23 protein-coding genes and 1 other RNA gene are annotated in these 22,874 nt (G+C 69.7%); 15 read left to right on the forward strand and 9 right to left on the reverse strand.

Translation table 11 applies throughout. The features are described from left to right. Nucleotides 1-43: 43 nt before the first annotated feature. On the forward strand, nt 44-766 hold the full coding sequence (locus HD557_RS08205) for an alpha/beta fold hydrolase (protein ID WP_196873522.1): 723 nt from the start codon (nt 44-46) through the stop codon (nt 764-766). A gap of 168 nt (nt 767-934) precedes the next feature. Continuing rightward, nucleotides 935-2,077 (forward strand): Gfo/Idh/MocA family protein, encoded by a 1,143-nt coding sequence (locus HD557_RS08210; protein WP_196873523.1) that lies wholly within the window; start codon nt 935-937, stop codon nt 2,075-2,077. A 260-nt stretch (nt 2,078-2,337) separates the two neighbouring features. On the opposite strand, the gene rnpB is transcribed toward HD557_RS08210, so the two are convergent. After that, an RNA gene (rnpB, locus tag HD557_RS08215) (RNase P RNA component class A) lies at nt 2,338-2,687 on the reverse strand. Nucleotides 2,688-2,701: 14 nt separating this feature from the next. Further along, on the reverse strand, nt 2,702-2,893 hold the full coding sequence (locus HD557_RS08220) for a DUF1918 domain-containing protein (protein WP_196873524.1): 192 nt from the start codon (nt 2,891-2,893) through the stop codon (nt 2,702-2,704). 88 nt (nt 2,894-2,981) lie between these two features. Between HD557_RS08220 and HD557_RS08225 the strand changes: the two genes are divergently transcribed. Together HD557_RS08225 and HD557_RS08230 are read left to right on the forward strand one after the other, a co-directional pair. Then, a complete protein-coding gene (locus tag HD557_RS08225) occupies nt 2,982-3,407 on the forward strand; it encodes a tetratricopeptide repeat protein (protein WP_231380229.1) in 426 nt (141 codons plus the stop codon). A 23-nt stretch (nt 3,408-3,430) separates the two neighbouring features. After that, entirely contained in the window at nt 3,431-3,742 is a 312-nt protein-coding gene (locus HD557_RS08230) for a 4a-hydroxytetrahydrobiopterin dehydratase (RefSeq protein ID WP_008357788.1), read from the forward strand. A gap of 6 nt (nt 3,743-3,748) precedes the next feature. On the opposite strand, the gene HD557_RS08235 is transcribed toward HD557_RS08230, so the two are convergent. From HD557_RS08235 to HD557_RS08245, 3 genes are read right to left on the reverse strand one after another with little or no spacing between them, the layout of a single operon-like run. Beyond that, nucleotides 3,749-4,492 (reverse strand): transglutaminase family protein, encoded by a 744-nt coding sequence (locus HD557_RS08235; RefSeq protein WP_008357787.1) that lies wholly within the window; start codon nt 4,490-4,492, stop codon nt 3,749-3,751. 14 nt (nt 4,493-4,506) lie between these two features. Then, nucleotides 4,507-5,436: an alpha-E domain-containing protein gene (locus HD557_RS08240; RefSeq protein WP_008357786.1), complete on the reverse strand. Its 930-nt coding sequence runs from the start codon at nt 5,434-5,436 to the stop codon at nt 4,507-4,509. After that, nucleotides 5,436-6,932 carry a circularly permuted type 2 ATP-grasp protein gene (locus HD557_RS08245; protein WP_008357785.1) on the reverse strand — a complete coding sequence of 499 codons (1,497 nt, stop codon included), beginning with the start codon at nt 6,930-6,932 and terminating at the stop codon, nt 5,436-5,438. Before HD557_RS08245 ends, HD557_RS08240 begins: the two co-directional genes overlap by 1 nt. Nucleotides 6,933-7,007: 75 nt before the next feature. On the opposite strand from HD557_RS08245, the gene HD557_RS08250 reads away from it, so the two are divergent. Beyond that, entirely contained in the window at nt 7,008-7,217 is a 210-nt protein-coding gene (locus tag HD557_RS08250; RefSeq protein ID WP_196873526.1) for a hypothetical protein, read from the forward strand. Here the strand turns inward: HD557_RS08250 and HD557_RS08255 are convergent, their stop codons facing one another. Continuing rightward, nucleotides 7,218-8,435 (reverse strand): PQQ-dependent sugar dehydrogenase, encoded by a 1,218-nt coding sequence (locus HD557_RS08255; protein ID WP_196873527.1) that lies wholly within the window; start codon nt 8,433-8,435, stop codon nt 7,218-7,220. It lies immediately after the preceding gene. Between the two features lie 43 nt (nt 8,436-8,478). Between HD557_RS08255 and HD557_RS08260 the strand changes: the two genes are divergently transcribed. Then, complete coding sequence (locus HD557_RS08260; RefSeq protein WP_196873528.1) at nt 8,479-9,123, forward strand: potassium channel family protein; 645 nt, start codon at nt 8,479-8,481, stop codon at nt 9,121-9,123. Nucleotides 9,124-9,223: 100 nt separating this feature from the next. Here HD557_RS08260 and panB read toward each other — a convergent pair whose 3' ends face one another. Together panB and HD557_RS08270 are read right to left on the reverse strand one after the other, a co-directional pair. Further along, nucleotides 9,224-10,108 carry a 3-methyl-2-oxobutanoate hydroxymethyltransferase gene (panB, locus tag HD557_RS08265; RefSeq protein WP_196873529.1) on the reverse strand — a complete coding sequence of 295 codons (885 nt, stop codon included), beginning with the start codon at nt 10,106-10,108 and terminating at the stop codon, nt 9,224-9,226. A gap of 95 nt (nt 10,109-10,203) precedes the next feature. Next, nucleotides 10,204-10,740 carry a GNAT family N-acetyltransferase gene (locus HD557_RS08270; RefSeq protein ID WP_196873530.1) on the reverse strand — a complete coding sequence of 179 codons (537 nt, stop codon included), beginning with the start codon at nt 10,738-10,740 and terminating at the stop codon, nt 10,204-10,206. A gap of 54 nt (nt 10,741-10,794) precedes the next feature. Between HD557_RS08270 and HD557_RS08275 the strand changes: the two genes are divergently transcribed. From HD557_RS08275 to HD557_RS08315, 9 genes are all read left to right on the forward strand, one after another. Then, nucleotides 10,795-11,265: a GNAT family N-acetyltransferase gene (locus HD557_RS08275; protein ID WP_196873531.1), complete on the forward strand. Its 471-nt coding sequence runs from the start codon at nt 10,795-10,797 to the stop codon at nt 11,263-11,265. 134 nt (nt 11,266-11,399) lie between these two features. After that, nucleotides 11,400-12,464, forward strand: coding sequence for a 3-keto-disaccharide hydrolase (locus HD557_RS08280; protein WP_231380230.1), 1,065 nt, complete (start codon nt 11,400-11,402; stop codon nt 12,462-12,464). A 65-nt stretch (nt 12,465-12,529) separates the two neighbouring features. Further along, nucleotides 12,530-14,554 carry an NAD(+) synthase gene (locus HD557_RS08285; RefSeq protein WP_196873532.1) on the forward strand — a complete coding sequence of 675 codons (2,025 nt, stop codon included), beginning with the start codon at nt 12,530-12,532 and terminating at the stop codon, nt 14,552-14,554. Between the two features lie 96 nt (nt 14,555-14,650). Further along, nucleotides 14,651-15,286 carry a SatD family protein gene (locus tag HD557_RS08290; RefSeq protein WP_196873533.1) on the forward strand — a complete coding sequence of 212 codons (636 nt, stop codon included), beginning with the start codon at nt 14,651-14,653 and terminating at the stop codon, nt 15,284-15,286. After that, nucleotides 15,283-16,032 (forward strand): hypothetical protein, encoded by a 750-nt coding sequence (locus HD557_RS08295; protein WP_196873534.1) that lies wholly within the window; start codon nt 15,283-15,285, stop codon nt 16,030-16,032. The genes HD557_RS08290 and HD557_RS08295 overlap by 4 nt, the downstream gene beginning before the upstream one ends. Before the next feature lie 21 nt (nt 16,033-16,053). Continuing rightward, a complete protein-coding gene (locus HD557_RS08300; RefSeq protein ID WP_196873535.1) occupies nt 16,054-16,245 on the forward strand; it encodes a hypothetical protein in 192 nt (63 codons plus the stop codon). Nucleotides 16,246-16,294: 49 nt separating this feature from the next. Beyond that, the gene (gene glnA / locus HD557_RS08305) at nt 16,295-17,632 is read left to right on the forward strand and encodes a type I glutamate--ammonia ligase (RefSeq protein ID WP_008357768.1); all 1,338 of its coding nucleotides are present in this window, start codon (nt 16,295-16,297) and stop codon (nt 17,630-17,632) included. 181 nt (nt 17,633-17,813) lie between these two features. Next, nucleotides 17,814-18,521: a type 1 glutamine amidotransferase gene (locus HD557_RS08310; protein ID WP_196873536.1), complete on the forward strand. Its 708-nt coding sequence runs from the start codon at nt 17,814-17,816 to the stop codon at nt 18,519-18,521. A 28-nt stretch (nt 18,522-18,549) separates the two neighbouring features. Further along, nucleotides 18,550-21,522 (forward strand): bifunctional [glutamine synthetase] adenylyltransferase/[glutamine synthetase]-adenylyl-L-tyrosine phosphorylase, encoded by a 2,973-nt coding sequence (locus HD557_RS08315; protein ID WP_196873537.1) that lies wholly within the window; start codon nt 18,550-18,552, stop codon nt 21,520-21,522. Between the two features lie 45 nt (nt 21,523-21,567). Here HD557_RS08315 and HD557_RS08320 read toward each other — a convergent pair whose 3' ends face one another. Further along, nucleotides 21,568-22,827 carry an MHYT domain-containing protein gene (locus tag HD557_RS08320; RefSeq protein ID WP_196873538.1) on the reverse strand — a complete coding sequence of 420 codons (1,260 nt, stop codon included), beginning with the start codon at nt 22,825-22,827 and terminating at the stop codon, nt 21,568-21,570. Nucleotides 22,828-22,874 lie beyond the last annotated feature (47 nt).

Genomic DNA, 22,874 nt, shown 5'->3' on the forward strand with positions numbered 1-22,874 from the left:
ACCGGCCATTCCACCACGACAACAATGAATTGGAGAATCCGAAATGCCTGCAGTCCTCGTCCATGGTGTACCTGATACCCACCGGCTTTGGGACACCGTCCGTTCCTATCTTCGACGCGAAGACATTGTGACGATCGATCTCCCCGGGTTTGGCGCACCCCTACCCGCGGGATTCACGTCGACGAAGGAAGAGTATCTCGACTGGCTTATTAAGAAGATCGAAGAAATCGGCGAACCCGTCGACCTGGTCGGTCATGATTGGGGGTCTCTGCTGACGGGCCGTCTCGCGTCCATCCGACCAGATCTGGTGCGGACATGGACAGGCATCAGCGGACCGATCGATCCGGAGTATCCGTGGCACTATCTTGCCAAGATCTGGCAGACGCCAGGCGAGGGCGAGCAATGGATGGCGGACCTCGACCTCGAGGCGTTCGCAGCGAGCCTCAACGAGGCGCAGATGCCGCGGGACGCGGCAAACGAATCGGTCCGGCATCTCGATGCCACTATGAGAGCAAGCATTCTGGCCCTTTACCGTTCGGCGATCGAGGTCGGGGCGGAGTGGAAGCCAGGTTTGAGCAACGTGACCGCACCAGCGCTGGTGATCTGGGGCCTGGACGATCCGTTTCTTCCTCACCGCTTCGCCGACGAGCTCGGTAATGCCACACGCGCACGTGCCGTCTTCAAGCTGCGCAGCTCGCACTGGCCGATGATCGAGCGTCCGGCCGATGTCGCGCGCGAGCTCGAGGCCCACTGGGCTCACGTGTAAAACCTGCGCTTGGGTCACTCGGGCTCGAACCCCGCGGCCGCTACGCGAACGGCAATAAATGCTCGCTCGCCATGGTGAGCCCGAGTGCCCACGCATGTGTCCGGAAACAAATCATCGTGACGCAGCCCGGAGAGCGTTGCCGGGGCTGCACAAGCCCGGAGCATCCTAATGACGAATTCAGCAAATACCCGGATCGGCGTCGGTCTTATCGGGGCGAGTGCCGATCGGGGTTGGGGCGGAATTGCTCACGTCCCCGCGCTGCAGGCGCTCGACGCGTTCCAGATCCGCGCCGTCAGTACGACTCGTATGGAGAGCGCGAACGCGACTGCTCGTCGGCTGGGAGCCGATCTCGCCTTCGACACACACGAGGCTCTGGTCGTGCGACCGGAGGTCGATCTGGTGGTGGTTGCGGTCAAGGTGCCGGAGCACAAGCAGATTGTCTCCGACGCGCTGGCCGCGGGCAAGATGGTGTATTGCGAATGGCCGCTCGCAAGGAACCTATCGGAGGCCGAAGCGCTGGAGGGGTTTGCCCGCGAGCGGCGGCTGCCGACGGTTGTCGGGTTGCAGGGCGGCCTGCACCCGCCGATCCTCTTCCTTCGCGACCTCATCGCGCAAGGCGTGATCGGTAAGCCGCTCAGCACGAGCATCCGAGCGCATTTGGCCGACGACATGTGGGTCGGCCGATATGACCCGTCGCTCGAGTACATGGCTCACGCAAAGCATGGCGCCACGCTTCTGAGCATCATGCTCGGCCACGGGCTCGAACCGCTTGCTCGCGTGCTCGGCACGTTCGAGAGCCTGTCCGCCCTCGTCGCCAATCAGCGCGGCGACGGCGTCCGCCTCTCCGATGGCGCCTCGCTGCCGAAGGACGCGCCGGATGAGATCGTCGTCGCCGGCGTTCTCGAAGGCGGGATCGTCACTTCGCTGCACTACAGCGCGGGGCAGTCTGCCGGATCGGCGATGGTATGGGAGATCCAGGGCACCGAGGGCAGCGTGCGTGTGGAGTCGGCGTCGGGCTACCTCCACTTCACCGATTTCACCATCACGCTGCGCCGCGGCAGCGAGCCTGTCCACGTGCTACAGGTCCCCTCCACTTATGCGGCTCCTGACCTGCAACTCGACGCACCCGCTGCGGGGGTCGCCCGCCTCTACGCCCAGTTCGCCGCCGACCTCCGCGACGGAACAGCCGATGCGCCGGACTTCGCGGTCGCACTCGATCGCCACCGGGTACTCGAGGCGATCACACGGGCCGCTGAAACAGGTCATCGGCAGTATCTGTCCCGCCCCGACCGAATGACCTCCAATCCTTGAACCCGGGAGAGGCACTCCTCCCGCAGGACCCGAGGAGATGGCGATCCGCGAGCTAACCCGACTTGATCAGAGTGCGCTTGTCTCGCGTCAAGTAGGTGGCAGAGATTACCGCTCTGGCCGGGCGGCCTCACACGGGTGCGAACGTGCTGCAGGTCCGCACGGGCGATGAACCTGGGGTCTGTGCCCCGTCCCGATCCTGCTTTACTTCCAGACCGGACGGTAGAGCACCCCGGAAAAGTAAATGGTCGGGGCCAGGAAAGCGGACGGGCTGGCCTGTAAGCCGGGTTCTGTGATCGGCGACCATCCATCTCGGACCATCGTTGCCGATGGCCTCTAGCAACCTACCCGCATGCTCGGGCGGACAGCCCTCGAGCGCATGCTGTCTGGTCTTGCTCCGGGTGGGGTTTACCTAGCTCCTCGTGTCACCACGAGGACTGGTGGGCTCTTACCCCACCGTTTCACCCTTACCGCTACCTGGAGGGTAGAGGCGGTCTGTTCTCTGTGGCACTGTCCCGCGGGTCACCCCGGGTGGCCGTTAGCCACCACCCTGTCCTGTGGAGCCCGGACTTTCCTCGACGTATCTCTACGACGCGATCGCCCGGCCAGCCCGTCCGCAGGAAAAGTCTAGTGCGAGGCGGGCTCGATGTGGGCATCCGGACCGGGGAAGACGAGCGACTCGTGGTCGCTGTCGCTCCAGCGTACGAGGTAGGGCGGGCTGCCGTCGGGGTGGCTGACCTCGATGATCTCGGCCTCCCGAACGTGGTCGCCGACGTGCTGGCCCATGACGACGAGGTGGTCACCGACTGATGCGTGCATGCGCGTTCACCTCCTAACCGTCACCATGGTGCTCCCATCGCGGGCCCGGATGGAATACCGTGGTGGGGTATCACGTTCGGAGGGTGTGATGACAGAGAACGAAGACTTCCAGTACGTAGCCCCGGCTGTCGTCTTCCCGGGCCAGACCTCGCACGAGGTGGCCTACCGGACGGCCCACGACCTGCTCTCCCGGCGCTTCCCGGTCGAGGCGCTGGAGATCCTGGAGCCGGCGCTCGCCGACGACCCCGACAACATCGGGCTGCGTAGCATGCGCGCGTGGGCCTACATGCTCCGGGCCCAGCTCGCCAAGGCCGAGGCCGAGCTGCGCTGGCTGGTCGAGCGCGACCCCAGCGACGCCTGGAGCCAGCACTCGCTCGGCCGCGTGCTGGAGCGCCAGGACCGCCTCGCGGACGCCCTGGGCCCGCTGCGCCTGGCGGCTGTGATGAGCGACGACTACGACCATCACGCAGCCGTCTACCGCGTACGCAACCGGCTGGCCGAGCGCGAGGAGTGAGCGTGGGGTGAGAGGGTGGTGGCATGGAACCTGACACCACGACTCTCACCGCCGAGCAGGTCGCCCAGGAGCAGCTCGAGGGCTGGACGTACGACTCCTCCGGGGAGGCCGACAGCATCGTCGCCCGCGTGGAGACCGGTGACTTCATCACCGGTCTCGCGCTGGTCAACGCGATCGGGGCCAAGGCCGAGGAGGCCAACCACCACCCCGACATCGACCTGCGCTACCCCTACGTCGAGATCCGGCTCTCCAGCCACGACGCCGGCGGCGTCACCAGCCGCGACATCGCGCTGGCGAAGGTGATCAACGCGCTCTCGGCCGAGTCCTCGCTCTGAGCCGGCCTAGGCGAGGCGCGTCATCTCGACGCTGACCTCGACGGCCGGCTCCGCGGGACCCGAGTAGATCCCGCCCAGCGGCTTGACGTCGGTGTGGTCGCGACCCGTGGCCACACCGACGTAGGTGTCGCCGGGCTCGGCACCGGTGGCCGGGTCGATCCCGTGCCACCCGTCGTCCCACCACTCCACCCAGGAGTGCGCGCCGCCGGGGTAGACGTAGCCGGAGACGTAGCGCGCCGGGATCCCGACCGTCCGCAGCGCGCCGAGCAGCTGGTGGGCGGCATCGGCCGGTGCGGCGGAAGCGACCGCGCGGGCGATCTCGACCGCGGCCTCGCCCGGCAGCCCGGCCGAGGCGGCGATCGCCTTGGCCCGACCCGCGAGCTCCTCCTCGGGCGCGACGTGCGCCGGCAGGCCGAGGAACTCGACGAACCGGTCCGCGACACCGGGCAGCGCGGCCTCCTCCCAGGTGAGCACGGGCGCCGCACCGGGCTCCCGGGAGACCTGGACGGTGCTGGTCGCGGAGACCTTCAGGGTCCGGTGGGCGTCGAGCACCTCGATCGCGGTGACCTCGTTGCCGAAGTAGTCCTTGTACTCATACGTCCACGGCTTGGGCGAGACGTCGAGCCGGTGGTGGACCACGATCTGGTTGGGCGTGGTCAGCGGCGTCAGGCGCGCCTGGTTGTAGGAGGCGACCGCCGGCCCGTCGTAGCTGAACGTCGTGGTGTGCACGATCCGGAACTGCATGCTCATCTCGATCAGACTCCTCAGACCGGCTGCCAGGCCAGTGCCTCGGCACCGGCGAAGTAGCGCTTGGTGACCGCCTCGGTGGCCTCGGCGCAGGTGACCTGGAGGCGCTCCATCTCGGCAGGCAGGTCCGCCAGCAGGTCGTGGAGCGAGCGATACTCCAGCGACGCCCGCATCCGGCCGATCAGCCGGTGAGCCTCGTCGGAGAAGCCGGCCCGCCGGGTCGTGCCCTCCAGCGTGTCCAGCGCTCCCTCGGCCCGCTGCAGCGCGTGCACCACCGAGCGCGGGAAGATCCGGTCCAGCAGCAGGAACTCGGCCGCCGCCTGCTCGGTCTCGACCCCCTTGTTGACCCGCAGGAACGCGTCGTACGCACCGCAGGCACGCAGCGTCGAGTTCCACTGCGACGCGCCGCCGGCCGAGGTCAGCGACGTGGTCGCGACCAGCCGCGAGGTCATGTCGGCACGCTCGACGTAGCGCCCGAGCATCAGGAACTGCCAGGACTCGTCACGCATCATCGTGGCGTCGGCGGTGCCGTTGATCTGGGCCACCCGGTCGCGCACCCAGCCGAAGATGAACGGCGCCCGCATGTGCTTGAACTGCCCGGCGGGGATGGCCCGGTAGGTGGTGTTCAGCGCCTCCCACAACGGCACCGAGAGCGTCTCCCGCGCGCCCCGGGCCGCCTCGCGGGCCGCCCCCAGCGCATAGGCCATCGAGGTCGGTGCGGTGGTGTCGTACGCCAGCATGTCCAGCGTCTGCGGCAGGCCGACCTTCTGGTCGGAGGAGATCTCGACACCCATCACCGCGAGCAGGGAGCGGCAGGCCGTCTCCTCGTCGGTGGCGGCGTCCTCGAGGATGTGCTGGGTCTGGACGTCGAGGATCCGTGCGGTGTCCTCGGCACGCTCCACATAGCGTCCGATCCAGAACATCGACTCGGCGATGCGACTCAGCATCACGCAACCCCCTGCGCTTGAGACTGACCCTGACTCTGACCCCGGTCGGTCGGCCGGGGCGACGTCGGTCCGGCGAGCACCCAGGTGTCCTTCGAGCCGCCGCCACGGGAGCTGTTCACGATCAGCTCGCCCTCGGCGAGCGCCACCCGAGTCAGGCCACCGGGAAGGACCCAGACCTTGTCGCCATCATTGACCGCGAACGGCCTCAGGTCCACATGCCGCGCCCCGAGATCTCCGTCGATGAAGGTCGGGACCGTGGAGAGCTGCACCACCGGCTGGGCGATCCAGGAGCGGGGGTCGTCCAGGATCTTGCCGCGCAGCACCTCCAGCTCGCGCGCCGAGGCCGCCGGCCCGATCACGATGCCCTTGCCGCCGGAGCCGTCGACGGGCTTCAGGACGAGCTCGTCGAGCCGGTCGAGGACCTCCTCGCGAGAGGTCGCGTCGCCCATCCGCCAGGTGTCGACGTTCTTGATGATCGGATCCTCCGCCAGGTAGTAGCGGATGATGTCGGGCATGTAGGTGTAGACGAGCTTGTCGTCGGCGACCCCGTTGCCGACCGCGTTGGCCAGGGTCACGTTGCCCATCCGGGCGGCGTCGATCAGCCCCACGCAGCCGAGCATCGAGTCGGGCCGGAAGTGGACCGGATCGAGGAACTCGTCGTCGATGCGCCGGTAGATGACGTGCACCGGGGCCAGCCCCTTGGTCGTACGCATCAGCACCTGCCCGTTGCGACAGACCAGGTCGCGCCCCTCGACGAGCTCGACCCCCATCGTCCGGGCCAGCAGCGCGTGCTCGAAGTAGGCGCCGTTGTAGACGCCCGGCGTCAGCACGACCACGGTCGGGTCGGCGACACCGGCCGGAGCGGCCGCACGCAGCGCCGCGAGGAGCTTCTGCGGGTAGTTGGCCACCGGCCGGATCCGGTGCTCGGCGATCGTCTCCGGCAGCGCCGCCGAGATCGCGCGACGGTTGGTCATGACGTACGAGACACCCGACGGGACCCGCACGTTGTCCTCCAGCACGCGGAACTCGCCGGCGTTGTCACGGACCAGGTCGATGCCGGAGACCTGGACGCGTACGCCGTTGGGCGGGTGCACGCCCGCGGCCGCGCGGTGGTAGTGGCTGGAGGTGGTGATCACCTCGCGCGGGATCACCCCGTCCTCGAAGACCTTGCCCTCGTCGTAGACGTCGGCGAGGAAGAGCTCGAGCGCCTTGACGCGCTGCTGGACGCCCTTGTCGATCGTCGTCCAGGCGTCCCGCTCGATGACCCGCGGCACGATGTCGAGCGGGAAGGCCCGCTCCTCGCCGCCGATGTCGAAGGTGACGCCCTGGTCGAGATAGCTGGCCTGCATCGCCTCGACCCGGCTGATCAGCTCGGAGGCGCTGAGCCTGCGCAGGGAGTCGCCGAGCCGCTGGTAGGGAGGCCGCAGCTCGCCGCCGGCGAACATCTCGTCGAAGGCCGGATCTCGAGTCTCGTAGGCGTCGAACATCTGGCTCATGGTGGCAACCTACTGAAATCCGTGTAACAGCGCTGTTGCCCACGCGAACATCTCGCACAACGGTAGGTTGGCGGCATGAGCGACGAGCACGCGGGCGAGTTCTACTACTGCCTCAAGCACCAGACCGTCGAGCCGTACGAGGGCTGCAAGGCCAAGGATCGTCTCGGCCCCTACGCCTCCCACGCCGAGGCCGCCCTGGCACTGCAGAAGGTGCAGGAGAACAACGAGCGGTGGGACAAGGAGGACAAGGCCTGGGGAGGTGACGCGGGCACCGAGGACAAGTGATCAGCGCGGGGTGACCCGGAGCAGGACGTCCTCGCCGCCACCGTTGTCGGTGGTGACGAGGAGGTCCCCGTCGGCGGCCAGCGAGACCGTACGCAGCCGCCCGTGGTCGTGCATGACCTCGGGCGACCGGTCGTCGGTGAGCTTGCCGGACTCGTCGAAGGAGATGATCCGCAGCTCCTGGTCCTTGAGCACGGCGACCGCGAGCGCCCCGCCGAACGCGCCCCACCGCTCCTGGACGGGGATGAAGGTGCCGCCGCCGGTGGCCACGGTGGGATTGCCGGAGCTCCAGGCCGCCTCGATCTGCTTCCCGGGCAGATCCTGGTCGGTCATCGGCACCGACTCGTCGTAGCCGGAGCCCGGGTTCCAGCCGTAGTCGCCGCCCAGCGTGATCTCGTTGACCTCGTCGTCGCGGTCGGGGCCGTGCTCGACCGACCAGACGGTGCCGTCGGCACGCTGCGCCAGCCCCTGCACGTTGCGGTGGCCGAAGCTCGTGATGAATCGTCGTGGTCCTTCGTCACCACCCCACGGGTTGCCCGGCCAGGGCTCGCCGTTCTCCGGGTCGAGCCGGAGCGTCTTCCCGCCCAGGGAGTCGAGGTTGCGCGGGTTCTCCTCGTTCGCGGCATCGCCGGTGCCGACCCACAGCGCGCCGTCGGCGCTGATCAGCAGCCGGCAGCCACCATGCCTTCCGGAGCTCGTGGGGAAGCCGTCGATCAGGGTCCGCTCCTGGGTGGCCCGGGTCAGTCCGGCGTCCAGGGTCCAGGAGATGACGCGTACGTCCTCACCACCGTTCCACCCCTGGCAGGTGTAGATGCGCCGGTTCTCGGCGAAGCCGGGGTCGACCTCCAGGCCCATCAGGCCGGTCTCGCCGGAGACCCAGATGTCGTTGTCCTCGAGCGGGATCTCGCGCCGCTCCCCGTCCTCGATCAGCGACAGGACCGCCCGGTCGCGCTCGGTGACCAGGAACCGGTCCTCGCCGAGGTCGGCGACGTCCCACGGATGGTCGAGCCCCTCGCCGGCCACCTCGACGTCGAGCTCGGGCACCCGGTCGGAGGCCGGCAGTACGGCCGGGGGAGCGGACGAGGAGGCGCTCGGCGGCGCACTGGCCGAACCCGACGGGTTCAGCGGCGGCGGGGTCGTGGCCGGAGAGGAGTCTCCGGCGCAGGCGGCGGTCGAGAGCCCGAGAGCGACCACGGAGGCGAGGGCTAGGGCAGCGCGCATGGTGCCGACGGTACTGGCCCGGTGGGCCCTAGGGTGGGCGGTTGTGACGAACGCCTTCAACGCGATGCGGAATCATCCCTCGGCCGTGCTGCTCGTCGGGCAGCTGGTCGCCGTCCTGGCCTACCCGTTCCTCGACGGCTCGACCGCCGGCCGCGCCGGGATCGGCGTCCTCCAGCTGTTGCTGCTGGTCGTCGCCGTCGCGGCCGTACGCCTCACCCCGGCCCTGTCCTGGGTGGCGATCCTGTTCGGTGCGCCCGCGACGGTCTTCGCGGTCTGGGAGGCGGTCGCGCCGGACGAGGGCTGGGTGGTCCTGGTCTCGGCCCTCTTCCACGTGCCGTTCTACCTGTTCGTCTCCTACGCGATGATCCGCTACCTCTTCCACGACGACGTCGTGACCCGCGACGAGCTCTACGCCACCGGAGCCGCGTTCACCGTGGTGGCCTGGGCCTTCGCCTATCTCTACGCGGCCGTGCAGGTGATCTGGCCGGGCTCGTTCGACACCCAGCGCACCTGGTTCGAGCTCCTCTACCTCTCCTTCACCACCCTGACCTCGCTCGGCCTCTCCGACATCGTCCCCGTCCAACCCCACTCCCGCTCGGTCGTCATGGTCGAGCAGGTCGCCGGCGTCTTCTACGTCGCGCTCGTGGTCGCCCGCCTCGTCGGCCTCGCCCGGCCGATCAGCCGCTGACCTGTTCCGCCTGTGGGAGCAGGACCCGAGAAGTGGTCGATCTGGGCCCGGCACTGAGCCGGCGGACGGCCCAGATCGACCACTTCGTCGGAGACGATCCTCAGAAGGTGTGCTCGGGGCCCGGGAAGGTGGAGCCCTTGACGTCGGAGATATAGGCCTCGGCGCCGTCGGAGAGGACCGACTTCACGTCGGCGTACTGCTTCACGAAGCGGGCCATCTTGCCGCTGCGCATCCCGAAGGCGTCCTGCCAGACCAGCACCTGGCCGTCGCAGTCGGGGCCGGCGCCGATGCCGATCGTCGGGATGTCGAGCTCCTTGGTGATCTGCGCGGCGACGTCGCCGGGGACCATCTCCATGACGACCGCGAAGGCACCCGCCTCCTGGACGGCCTTGGCGTCGTCGATGATCCGGTCGGAGGCGTCTCCTCGGCCTTGGACGCGGTAGCCGCCGAGCACGTGCTCGGACTGCGGGGTGAAGCCGATGTGGGCGATGACCGGGATGCCGCCCTCGGTCAGCTTCTTGATCACCGGGGCCATCTCGGCGCCGCCCTCGAGCTTCACGCAGTGGGCGCCGGCCTCCTTCATGAACCGCACCGCGGTCAGGTAGCCCTGCTCGGGCGAGGCCTGGTAGGAGCCGAAGGGCAGGTCGCCGACGACCATCGCCCGCTTCACGCTGCGGGAAACGGCGCGGGTCAGCGGCAGCAGCTCGTCCACGGTCACCGGAAGCGACGTCTCGTTGCCGAGGACGTTGTTGGAGGCGGAGTCACCGACGAGCAGCAGGTCGACCCCGGCCTCGTCGAAGATCTGGGCCGTGTACATGTCGTAGGAGGTGAGCATCGTGATCTTGTCGCCACGCTGCTTCATCTCGCGAAGATGATGCGTGCGCACCTTGCGTACAGGCTTGGCCGGCGCGCTGGCAGTCGCGTTGGCGGCGGCACCGTTCCCGTAGGGCGCGGTCTCCTCGGCAGAGGGGTTCGTGCTCATCATCGAGCCTTTCTGGTGTCATCTCGCAGCTCCCTGATGGAGTCCACGGACTGTCTCCAGCGTAGGTCCAGATGAACCCGTTGGCGCTGTGGTGGTGATCACAGCCGGTCGAACGGCGCGGCATAGCGGAACGGACCCCGAAGACCCGGTTCGTACGCAGCCAGCGGCCGTGCCTGGAAGTAGTCGCCCCACGCCGGATCGGGCGCCTCGATGCCGAGGGAGGAGGCGGGCACGAAGCCGAAGCGCGCGTAGTAGGCCGGTGAGCCGAGCAGCACGACGACCGGCTCGCCCATCGCGTCGGCGCCGCCGAGGACCGCGTGCATCAGCGCCGAGCCGACCCCGTCGCGCTGGCGCTCCGGGGAGACGCTCACCGGGCCGAGCCCGAGCGCGGGCCGGCCGGCGAGCTCGCCCCGCGTGGCCACGGCGTGGCCGACGATCTCGCCGTCCATCTCGGCGACCAGCGAGAGCTCCGGGACCCAACCCGGGTCCTCGCGCAGCCAGCCCACCAGCGTCGCCTCCCCGGGCGCGCCGTCGGGTTCGATCGGCGGGGCGGAGTGCTCCACCCCGGAGAAGGCGGCGGCGGTGACCGCCCGGATGTCGGCCACGTCCTCGGGACGCTCACGTCGGATCAGCACGGTCCGACGCTAAACCGAACGACAGCCCCGGCGCTCCTGGTTATCGTCGCGTCCATGCGGGTGCGAGAGGCGACGACGGCGGACCTCGACGCGGTGATCCATGTCGGTGTGACGACCTGGCGGGCGACCTACCCGCCGATCACCGGGGAGGCGTACGTCGAGAAGGGCATCGCCAGATGGTGGGCTCCCGAGGCCGTGATCCCCGGGATCGAGAACGGCCAGGTCCTGGTCGCCGAGGACGGCGACCGGGTCGTCGGCATGGCCGCCTACACGCCCTTCGAGGACCACGTGATGCTCTGGAAGCTCTACGTCCTCCCCGACGCCCAGGGCTCGGGTGCCGGTGGCGCGCTGCTGACGGAGGTGATCGGCCGCGCTGGCGACCTGCCGGTGCGTCTCACCCACCTGGCCGGCAACGACCGCGCCCATGCCGTCTACGAGCGCCTCGGCTTCGTCGAGACCGACAAGGTGACCAGTCCGATCGACGGCGGCCCGGAAGAGATCGTGATGGAGCGTCCCGCGGGCTGACCTCAGAGCCCCGAACTTTCGAAGATTGTCCGCGAAAGTCGTTCAGGGATGGTTGAAAGTCGCTGGCGGTCGCCACTAGCATCCAGCGTGACGCGCATCACACCTCACTCGGCGTCCCGACGTTCGGAGTCTCGATGTCTCACTTCCTCCACTCACGGCGCACCCGGACCCGGCTCGCGCTCGGATCGGCCGTCCTCGGGGTCGCGGCACTGTGCCTGGGCGGTCAGGTCGGAGCGGCCGCGACGTCTGCCGAGACACCTGCGACGACTGCGACCTGTCCGGCGCCCGACGCCCGCCCGAGCGTGGTCTTCCTCGATCTCGACAGCGGTGTGGCCAACAGCACCCTGAGCTCCGGCTGCACCATCAACGACGTCATCGACGACGAGCGGACGTGGCCGGCTCACGGGGCCTTCGTGGCGCACGTCCGCAGCGTCACCGCCGAGCTGGTCGCCACCGGTGAGGTGACTCGGGCCGAGGCCGGCCGGCTGCAGTCCGCGGCCGGCCGCTCGCAGGTGGGGAAGGTCGAGGGTTACGACTGGCTCTTCGACGGCTCGGCCGGCTCCTTCGACGACTGGGCGTACGCCGGCGACGGCGGGTTCGACCTGGTGCCGGACGGCACCATCCGCAGCCGCGCCGGCGCGGGTGGCGGGTTCGGGACCCTGTGGTACCCGGCACGGGAGTTCGGCGACTTCTCGCTGCGACTGCAGTTCCGCGACGACGCGCCCGGCGCGGCCCGCGGGAACAGTGGAGTCCAGGTGCGCTTCCCCGAGCTGTGGGGCCCGGTCGAGGGATGCCCGACCACCTACAACGGCAGCGAGACCGGCAACCTCTCCTGGATCGCGGTCAACTGCGGTCACGAGATCCAGGTCAACGACTCGCCGGAGACCGGAAGCAACGACCCCCGCAAGACCGGCTCGGTCTACGGCTTCGCCGACCTCACCCTGGCCCAGGCACGACCGACCCCGAAGGGCACCTGGAACGACCTCGAGATCCGCGTCGTCGGCCAGCACTACACCGTGATCCGCAACGGCGTCGTGATCAACGAGTTCGAGAACCTGCCCGGGCTGCCGTTCCCCGGCCGTCCGAACGACCCCGACTCCAGCAGCCGGGGCCTGACCGGTCATGTCGGGGTTCAGGCGCACGGGAGTGCCCCGGACGTGGTGTCCTACCGGAACATCCGCATCCGCGAGCTGTCCTGAGGTCGTACGCGGCCGGCGGCGGGCATCGGGTGGCCGGATAGCCGGTCGCGCCTAGACTCCCAGGTGTGGACTTCTACTCCGCCTACTCCCATGGCTTCGCGCGGGTCGCGGCGTGCACCATCCCGATCTCCGTCGCCGACCCGGCGGCCAACGCGCGCGAGGTGATCGCGCAGGCTCGCGAGTGCTCCGACGAGGGGGTCGCGGTGGCGGTCTTCCCGGAGCTGTGCCTCTCGGGCTACTCGATCGACGACCTCGTCCTGCAGCGGACCCTCCTCGATGCCGTGCACGCCGCGATCAGCGCGATCGTGGTGGCCTCCGAGGAACTGCTGACGGTGATCGTCGTCGGCGCCCCGCTGCGCCACGGCGACCGCGTGCTCAACACCGCGGTGGTGATCCACGGCGGCGAGGTGCTGGGCGTGGTGCCCAAGTCCTACCTCCCCAACTACCGGGAGTTCTACGAGAAGCGCTGGTACAGCACCGGCGACGATGCAGACGGCACCATCATGCTCGGTGGCGAGGAGGTGCCGCTCAGCAATGGCCTGCTCTTCCGCTGCACCGACGTCAAGGATCTCGTCTTCCACGTCGAGATCTGCGAGGACATGTGGGTCCCGGTGCCGCCGAGCGCGAAGGCGGCACTGGCCGGGGCGACCGTCCTGCTCAACCTCTCCGCGAGCCCGGTCACCGTGGGGCGCTCCGAAGCGCGCCGCCTGCTGGTGCAGTCGGCGAGCGCGCGGTGCGCGGCAGCGTACGTCTACACCGCCGCGGGGCCGGGCGAGTCGACGACCGACCTGTCGTGGGACGGGCAGACGATGGTGTACGAGCTCGGCGAGTTGCTGGGGGAGACCGAGCGGTTCCCCGACAGCGCCAGAAGGACCGTGGTCGACGTCGATCTGGAACGGATCCGCGCGGAGCGGATCCGGCAGAGCACTTTCGACGACAACCGTCGGGCAGAGGGCGGATATCACTCCGAGATCGAGTTCGAGCTCGCCCCGCCGCTCACCGGCGACGGGCTGCGGCGCAAGGTCGACCGGTTCCCGTTCGTCCCCGACGACCCGGAGAAGCTCGCGCTGGACTGCTACGAGGCCTACAACATCCAGGTCTCCGGGCTGGAGAAGCGACTGCAGTCGATCGGCCCGGACACGAAGATCGTCATCGGCGTCTCCGGCGGCCTCGACTCGACCCACGCGCTGATCGTCGCGGCCAAGGCGATGGAGCGTCTCGGCCGCCCGGCGAGCGACATCCTGGCGTTCACGATGCCCGGCTTCGCGACCTCCGACGACACCAAGTCCAACGCGATCCACCTGATGGAGGCGCTCGGGACGACCTACGAGACGCTCGACATCCGGCCCACCGCCACCCAGATGCTCAAGGAGATCGGCCACCCGGCCGGCGACGGCGAGCCGGTCTACGACGTGACCTTCGAGAACGTGCAGGCGGGGCTGCGTACGGACTTCCTCTTCCGCATCGCCAACCAGCGCGGCGGCATCGTGCTCGGCACCGGCGACCTCTCCGAGCTGGCGCTCGGCTGGGCGACGTACGGCGTCGGCGACCAGATGTCGCACTACAACGTCAACGCGGGCGTGCCGAAGACCCTGATCCAGCACCTGATCCGCTGGGTGATCACCACCGAGCAGTTCGACGGCACCGCCGACGAGGTGCTCCAGGCGATCCTCGACCAGGAGATCTCGCCCGAGCTCGTGCCGGGGGAGGAGCTGCAGTCGACGGAGCAGAAGATCGGCCCGTACGCCCTGCAGGACTTCACCCTCTTCCACACCGTCCGCAACGGCTTCACGCCCTCGAAGATCGCCTTCCTGGCGTGGAACGCGTGGCACGACGTCGAGGCCGGCGAGTGGCCCCCGGGGTTCCCCGAGGGCAAGCGGACGGCCTACGAGATGAAGGAGATCCGGGCCTGGCTCGAGGTCTTCGTGAAGCGCTTCTTCGCCAACCAGTTCAAGCGGTCGGCGCTGCCCAACGGTCCGAAGGTCTCCAACGGCGGCACGATGTCGCCCCGCGGCGACTGGCGGATGCCCTCGGACGCCTCGCCGGCGGCCTGGCTGGCCGAGATCGAGGCGCGGGTTCCTGTGGAGTGAGGTAGCTGTCGCCGGATCTTGGTGAAGCAAAAAGCTTCATTTCATTCAGGTGAAGCAAATATCTTCATTTTGGGTAAATGAAGGTATGATCTTCATGTGACGTCCGTGGCAACGGTGATCGGCGATCTCGTGGGCTCGCGCACCAAGTCCGACCGCGCGAAGGTCCATGAGGCGTTCGCCGCCGCCATCGAGAAGATCAACCGGGAGTGGCGACCGGTCACGCCGCTGCGGATCACGGTCGGTGACGAGTACCAGGGCGCCTTCGAGACCGTCGGGGCCGCGCTCCAGGCCACGTTCCGGCTGCGGATCGCGCTCGACCCCGTGGTCGGCGTACGCCACGGCATCGGCTGGGGCGCCACCCGGGTGCTCCGCGACGACCCGCGGGTGGAGGACGGGCCGGGGTGGTGGTCGGCCCGGGCGGCGATCGAGGCGGCGGAGGCCGCGGAGAACAAGGCGGCCACGCGCGGCGTACGGACCTGGTACCAGCCCGCGGAGGAGACGGGTGGTCCCGGCCCGGCCGCGGTCAACGCCGCCCTGATCTCGCGCGACGAGCTCTACTCGCGGCTGGATCGCTCCTCGGTGTCGGTGCTTTCTGGCATGCTCTCCGCCATGTCCCAGAAGGCCATGGCCGACGAGCTCGACATCACCCCCTCCGCGGTCTCCCAGCGGGTGCGCCGCGACGGCATCGCCGTGATCGTGCGCGCCGACGAGCTGTTGGGGGAGGTCAGATGAGCTGGATCGCCTTGTTGCTGATCGGGGTCGGCACGGTCGACTTCGCGCACGCGCTCATCGACCCGCTCCGGCGGATCCGCTGGGTGCCCGAGGCGATCGGGGCCGTGGTCGTGATCGCCTTCGGCCTGCTCTCGGCCCTCTTCGGGGGCGACCTGGCGGCGGTGATCGTCATCGCCGGGATCACGGTGCTGTGGGGGTTCCTGGCCCATCCGCCCGAGGGCTCGGACAAGAACCCTCACCCCGGGGTGCCGCTGGCCCTGCTGGGCGGGACGATCTTCCTCGGCATCCTGCTCGCGCCGGTGGCGGGCGAGGTCGCCGGGCCGGTCGCCGCGTGGGCGGACGGCGCGCCCTGGGCCTGGGTCGAGGCGGCGCGGCCCGAGGCCGTGCTGCTCGCCTTCGGTGGCCTGCTGGTGCAGATCTCGACCGGCAACGTCGTGGTGCAGCTCGTCCTCGACGTCGCCAAGGTGGCCAACCCGCTCGACGGGGTCGACGGCAACAACCTCAAGGGCGGCAGGCTCCTCGGCCCGCTCGAGCGGCTGACGATCTTCGGCCTCGGCCTCACCGGCAGCATCGCCGCCGCCGGCCTGGTGGTCGCGGCCAAGGGTCTGATCCGCTGGCCGGAGCTGCAGTCCTTCCGTGGGGAGACCGAGGGGCCGAGCATCAACGACGTGACCGAATACTTCCTGGTCGGCAGCTTCGTGTCCTGGATGACCTCGCTGGTGACCCTCGCCCTGGTCATCACCTAGGCCGAGACTAGATTGCGTGTCATGACAGTGGGAAAGGCTCTCGCGCTCGTGGTGGCCGCGGTGCTCCTCGTGGCCGGTGGAGCGCTCGCGCTGACCGGCATGGGCTATCTCGGCGGAGGCGGCACGAGCACCGCCTGGTCGGTCATCGGCGCGGCGCTGGCGGGGTTCGGTGTGGCGCTCGTCATCTCGATCTTCAGGGGTCCCGGCCGCTGACGCTGGCGCGGGAGTCCCAGCCGTAACGTCGGACCGTTAGTGTTCACGCATGGGCAAGCAACAGGACTTCGTGCTCCGCGCACTCGAAGAGCGAGACGTACGTTTCGTGCGGCTGTGGTTCACCGACGTGCTCGGCTATCTGAAGTCGGTCGCGGTGGCGCCGGCCGAGCTCGAGAGCGCCTTCGCGGAGGGCATCGGGTTCGACGGCAGCGCGATCGAGGGGTTCGCGCGGGTGACCGAGGCCGACATGCTGGCCCTGCCGGATCCGAGCACGTTCCAGATCCTGCCGTGGCGTACCGACGGCCCGTCGACGGGCCGGATGTTCTGCGACATCGTGATGCCCGACGGCTCGCCGTCCTACGCCGACCCGCGCTACGTGCTGAAGCGCACCCTGTCCAACGCCGCGGAGAAGGGCTTCACCTTCTACACGCACCCCGAGATCGAGTTCTACCTCTTCAAGGACAACCCGCGTGACGGCAGCGAGCCGACCCCGGTGGACTCCAGCGGCTACTTCGACCACACCGCCCAGTCGATGGGCGCCGACTTCCGGCGTGAGGCGATCACGATGCTCGAAGCCATGGGCATCAGCGTCGAGTACAGCCACCACGAGGGCGGTCCGGGCCAGAACGAGATCGACCTGCGCTACGCCGACGCGCTGAGCACGGCCGACAACATCATGACCTTCCGCACGGTCATCCGTGAGGTCGCGCTGAGCCAGGGCATCTGGGCCAGCTTCATGCCCAAGCCCTTCACCGAGCACCCGGGCTCGGGCATGCACACCCACCTCAGCCTCTTCGAGGGCGACGCCAACGCGTTCTACGAGCCGGGTGCCGAGTACCAGCTCTCCAAGACCGGCCGCAGCTTCATCGGCGGTGTGCTCCGGCACGCCCCGGAGATCACCGCGGTCACCAACCAGTGGGTCAACTCCTACAAGCGCCTGATCGGCGGGGGAGAGGCACCGGCTCACATCGCCTGGGGCCACAACAACCGCTCCGCGCTGGTCCGGGTGCCGATGTACAAGCCGCTCAAGGGCCAGTCGACCCGCATCGAGGTGCGCAGTCTCGACGCCGCCTGCAACCCCTACCTGGCCTTCGCCGTGATCCTGGCGGCGGGCATGAAGGGCATCGAGGAGGGCTACGAGCTGCCGCGCGAGGCCGAGGACGACGTCTGGGCGCTGACCGAGCGCGAGCGCAAGAGCCTCGGCATCGACCCGCTCCCGGAGAACCTCGACGAGGCGATCGGGATGGCCGAGGACTCCGAGCTGCTCGCCGAGACCCTCGGCGAGCACGTCTTCGACTTCTTCCTGCGCAACAAGCGCGCCGAGTGGGCCGCCTACCGCGAGCAGGTGACCGCTTACGAGCGCTCCCGGATGCTGCCCGTCATCTGAGCCAGCAAACTGGTTGTCAGGGAAACTCAAGCCCGATTCCACACTTCCGATCCGGTGCTGCCACACTGGATCGAACGGGAGAGTGGGAGTGATGTCGTTGAGTCTTCCCCGAGTGCTTGTGATTCAGCACGAGGAGACAGTTCCGCCGGCGTTGTTCGGTCATTGGCTGGCTGAGGCGGGCATGTGTGTCGACGTCTGTCGGGCGTACGCCGAGCCGATCCCGCCGCTCTCGTCGCTGGACGCCTCCTACTCGGGGCTGCTCGTCATGGGCGGCTCGATGGACGCTGACTCCGACGCCGAGCACCCCTGGCTCCAGGTCACCCGGGAGCGGATCGCCCAGGCCGCCGAGGCCGGCATCCCGACGCTCGGGATCTGCCTGGGTCACCAGCTCGCCGCGATGGCTCTGGGCGGCTCTGTGGAGCGCAGCCCGTTCGGGCTCACCGTGGGCGTCCACCAGGTCACCTGGGAGCCCGAGGTGCTCTTCGACCCGCTGATGCGCCTGCTGGCGGGCGACGACCGCGCCCTGCACTGGCACCGCGACGTCGTCGGTGAGCTGCCCGAGGGCTCCGTCAAGCTGGCCAGCTCGATCGACGGCCAGGTGCAGGCGGCGCGGTTCGCCCCGACCGTGTGGGGCGTGCAGTTCCACCCCGAGGTCGACGCCGCCGCGGTCGCCGTCTGGGCGAACGAGTCCGTCGAGGAGCTCGAGCAGATCGGGCGCAGCGTCGACGACGTGGTCGCGACCGCCACCTTCGCCGAGAACGAGCTGATCAAGACCTGGCAGCCGCTGGCCTTCGGGTTCGCCCGCCTGGTCCGCGAGCGCGCCGCCGCGGTCGCTCCTGGAGGCACCCGCGGCGGTGTCATCCCGACCCCTAGGCCCTGGAGCGCCTGACGCCGACCCGGGTGACAGAATCGGGGCCATGACGTTGCCAGGCAAGGGCGAGCTGCTCCGGCTCGGTTTCAACGATCCGGACACCGCCCTGGGAGACCTGGCAGCTCTCGGTCCCGGCACCCAGGAGCTGCTGGCGATCCTCGGGCAGGCCGCCGACCCCGACGCCGCGCTCGCGGGTCTGGTCACCCTCGCCGAGTCCCAGGGCGACGGCTTCGTCGAGGAGCTCGCCGGGGACGAGGGCACCGCGATGCGGCTGGTCTGCGTGCTCGGCGCCTCGCCCGCGCTGGCCGACCACCTCGCCCGTCATCCCGCGCAGTGGCGGGAGCTGGCCGACCCGACGCTCGGCACGACCAGGCCCGCGGCGTACGTCTTCCGGGCATCGCTGCTCGAGGCCGTCGGTGCGGAGCCGGGTGAGGAGTCGCCGGTGGCCACGGTCGCGGACGCGGAGGCGCTCGACGCGCTCCGGGTCGAGTACCGCCGCTGGCTGCTCCGGCTCGCCGCCCGCGACCTGGCCCACCAGCTCCCGGTCGACGATGTCGCCGCCGAGCTCTCCGACCTGGCCTGCGCGACGCTCGAGGCCGCGCTGGCGGTGGCCCGTGCGCGGGTGGGGAGCGACGCCGACAAGGTCCGTCTGGCGGTCATCGCGATGGGCAAGTGCGGCGGGCACGAGCTCAACTACGTCTCCGACGTCGACGTGATCTTCGTCCACGAGGCTGCCGACGGCGTCGGCGACGACGTCTCGCTGCGCGTCGCCACCCAGCTGGCCAGCAACCTGATCCAGGTCTGCTCCGCCCACACCGGCGAGGGCACCATCTGGCCGGTCGACGCGGCGCTGCGTCCCGAGGGCAAGGCGGGCGCCCTCTCGCGCACGATCCCCGGCCACGTCGGCTACTACGAGCGCTGGGCGAGCACCTGGGAGTTCCAGGCGCTGCTCAAGGCCCGTCCGGCCGCCGGCGACCTCGAGCTCGGCCGGGCCTACGTCGACGCCGTCAACCCGTTCGTGTGGAAGGCGGCCGAGCGCGACGGGTTCGTCTCCGACACTCAGGCGATGCGGCGCCGGGTGATCGCCCACATCCCGTCCAGAGAGGCCGACCGCGAGCTCAAGCTCGGCGCCGGCGGGCTGCGCGACGTCGAGTTCGCCGTGCAGCTGTTGCAGCTCGTCCACGGTCGCGCCGACACCGGGATCCGCCAGCCCACCACGCTCTCCGCGCTGGCGGCGCTGACCAGGGCCGGCTACGTCGGTCGCGAGGACGGCGAGGCGATGCACGAGGCCTACGCGTTCCTGCGGCGGATGGAGCACCGGCTCCAGCTCTACCGGCTCCGGCGCACCCACGTCGTGCCCGACGACGAGGAGTCCCTGCGCTGGCTGGCGCGCTCGCTCGGCTACCTGCGCGACCCGGTCGTGCGCCTGGAGAAGGAGTGGGGACACCAGCGGATCGAGGTGCGCCGACTCCACGAGAAGCTCTTCTACCGCCCGCTCCTCGACGCGGTCGCCCGGATCCCGTCCGGACAGGCGCACCTGTCGGCGAAGGCCGCCGAGGAGCGGCTGACCGCGCTGGGCTATGCCGACCCGAAGGCCGCGCTGCGACACCTGGAGGCGCTCACCACGGGCGTCTCCCGGCGCGCGGCGCTGCAGCGCGCGCTGCTGCCGGTGATGCTCCAGTGGCTCTCCGAGGGCTCCGACCCCGACGCCGGTCTCTTCGGGTTCCGCCGGATCTCCGACGCGCTCGGCGCCACGCCCTGGTATCTCCGCTCCCTGCGCGACGAGGGCCTGGTCGCGCAGCACTTCGCCACGATCCTGTCCACCTCGCGCTACACCACCGCGCTGCTCGAACGGGAGCCCGAGGCGCTGCGCCTGCTCGGCCACGATCTGGCCCCGCTCTCGGCCGAGGCGCTGACCGACGAGATGGTCGCCCGCGCCGCGCGCCGGCGCACCACCACCTCCGCCGAGGAGGCCGTACGCCACATCCGGGCCATCCGCCGGCGTGAGCTGTTCCGGATCTCGGCCGCCGAGCTCCTCGGCGAGGCCGGGATCGACACCATCGGCGCCGCGCTGTCGCGGCTCACGGACGCCACCTTGGAGGCCTCGCTGCGCACGGTCGTGGCGGAGGAGGTCGCCCGCCGCGAGATCGAGGAGCCGCCGACCAGGATCGCCATCATCGCGATGGGCCGCTACGGCGGCTTCGAGCTCTCCTATGCCTCCGACGCCGACGTGCTCTTCGTCCACCAGCCCGTCGAGGGGGCCGACCAGGGCGAGGCGACCCAGTTCGCGCTCAAGGTCATCGCCGACCTGCGCCGGCTGCTCGCCCTTCCCGGTGCCGACCCGCCACTGGAGCTCGACGCCGACCTGCGGCCCGAGGGGCGGCAGGGCGCGCTGGTGCGGACACTGCCTGCGTACGCCTCCTACTACGCGAAGTGGTCGGGCATCTGGGAGTCGCAGGCGCTGCTGCGCGCCGACGCGGTCGTCGGTGACCCGCAGGTGCGGGAGGCGTTCACCGAGATGATCGACCCGCTGCGCTATCCCGAGGGCGGGCTGACCGAGGACGAGATCATCGAGGTGCGCCGGATCAAGGGCCGCGTCGACCACGAGCGGTTGCCGCGCGGCGCCGACCCCAACACCCACCTGAAGCTCGGCCGTGGCGGGCTCGCCGACATCGAGTGGACGGCTCAGCTGCTGCAGATGCGGCATGCGTACGCCGTCCCCGGACTGCGCACCCCCCGCACCGTCGAGGCGCTGCAGGCTGCCCGCGATGCCTCGCTGATCGATGCCGACGACGCCCAGACCCTGATCGAGGCGTGGCGGATGGTGAGCCGGGTGCGCAACGCGGTCACGCTCGCGCGCGGACGCCCGGCGGACTCGCTGCCCGCGGGACCGGTCGAGCAGCACGCCGTCGCCGCCATCCTCGGCTATCCGGCCGGTGCCACCGACGAGCTGGTCAACGACTACCTGCGGATGACCCGGCTCGCCCACGGCGTGGTCGAGCGCGTCTTCTGGGAGTGAACGGACCGCGGGGTAGGGGCGGATCGCCCCTACCCCGCGAGCCGGCTACAGGTTGTTGTTGCGCGGCGGCAGCCAGCCCGGCGGGCGCTGGGGCCGGGGCTGCTGGGCCGGAGGCTCGTTCCCCAGCTCCTCGGCGGGCCGCCTGGCCTGGGGCCTGAAGAAGTCGGGCTGCCGCTCGGACGCGCCGTTGGCGGGGCTGCCGTTGGAGGGCTGCTGAGCGTAGGGCCGGGGCGTCCAGCGTCCGTTCTGGGGGCGCAGCTGGGTCGGACGCTGGGCGAACATGCCGCCGATACCCTCGCCGGCGGGCTGGTTCGCCTGCGGGCTGCCGGAGGCGGCCGGCTGCCGGGTGGGGAGCGGCTGCAGCGGCTGGTGAGGGTCGGGCTGCTGGCCGAACTGCCCGTGCTGACCGGACTGGCTGAGCTGACCGTGCTGACCGGAGTGACCGGAGTGACCGAGCTGGCCGGGCTGGCCGGCGAAGGGCGACCGCCCCATGCCCGGGAGCTGCGGCATCGCGTGGGCACCGGAGTCGGACATCCTCCGCTGGTCGGGGGTCCAGGGGTCGTCGAGATCGTCGTTGATGCCCGCGAACATGGTGCCGAAGCCGATCACGATCAGCATGCCCGCCGAGATCGCGAAGATCGGCATCGCCAGGTAGACCGGGTCGGCGCCGCTGACGTGGCCGAACTTGTCGTCGGGCGAGCTGTGGATCTCCAGGGCGAGCATGCCGGTGTAGTGCATCACGCACACGCCGATGCCCATGATGAAGGCTGCGGCCACCCGCATCAGGCGTGAGGTCACGTTGAAGGCGAAGAAGAGCGCGAGCGCCGAGGCGGCCAGCGCGATGACGATGGAGATGACGACGATCGCCGGCTTCCAGACCATCTTGGCGCTCATGTCCATGGCGTACATGCCGGTGTAGTGCATCGCGCCGACGCCGGCGCCGGTGACCAGCCCACCGACGACGTATCCCGTCTTGCCCCGCATCGCGGTGGCGATGAGCATCCCGACCATCGCGGCGACGATGGCGACGGCGAGCGAGATGAGGGTGGTGCCGATGTCGAGGGCGTACGCCACGTGGCTGTCGAAGGCGAGCATGCCGATGAAGTGCATGGACCAGATCGCGCCGCCGCCGATCGAGGTCGCTGCGCCGAAGAGCCAGAGCCAAGAGGTGGAGCCTGCGCCCGGCCGGAGGGCACGGCTCGCACAGGTCAGTCCGACCCATGATCCGAGGACGGAGATGATGAACGACATCCCGACCAAGGGCTGGCTGAAAGCCCCGATGGTGACTTCTTCAATGGTTGTCACGCGTTTCGACTTCCTCTCGTTCCTCGCCGGACGGGGTGTGGGGGATC

Source organism: Nocardioides luteus (genome assembly GCF_015752315.1).
GTDB lineage: Bacteria > Actinomycetota > Actinomycetes > Propionibacteriales > Nocardioidaceae > Nocardioides.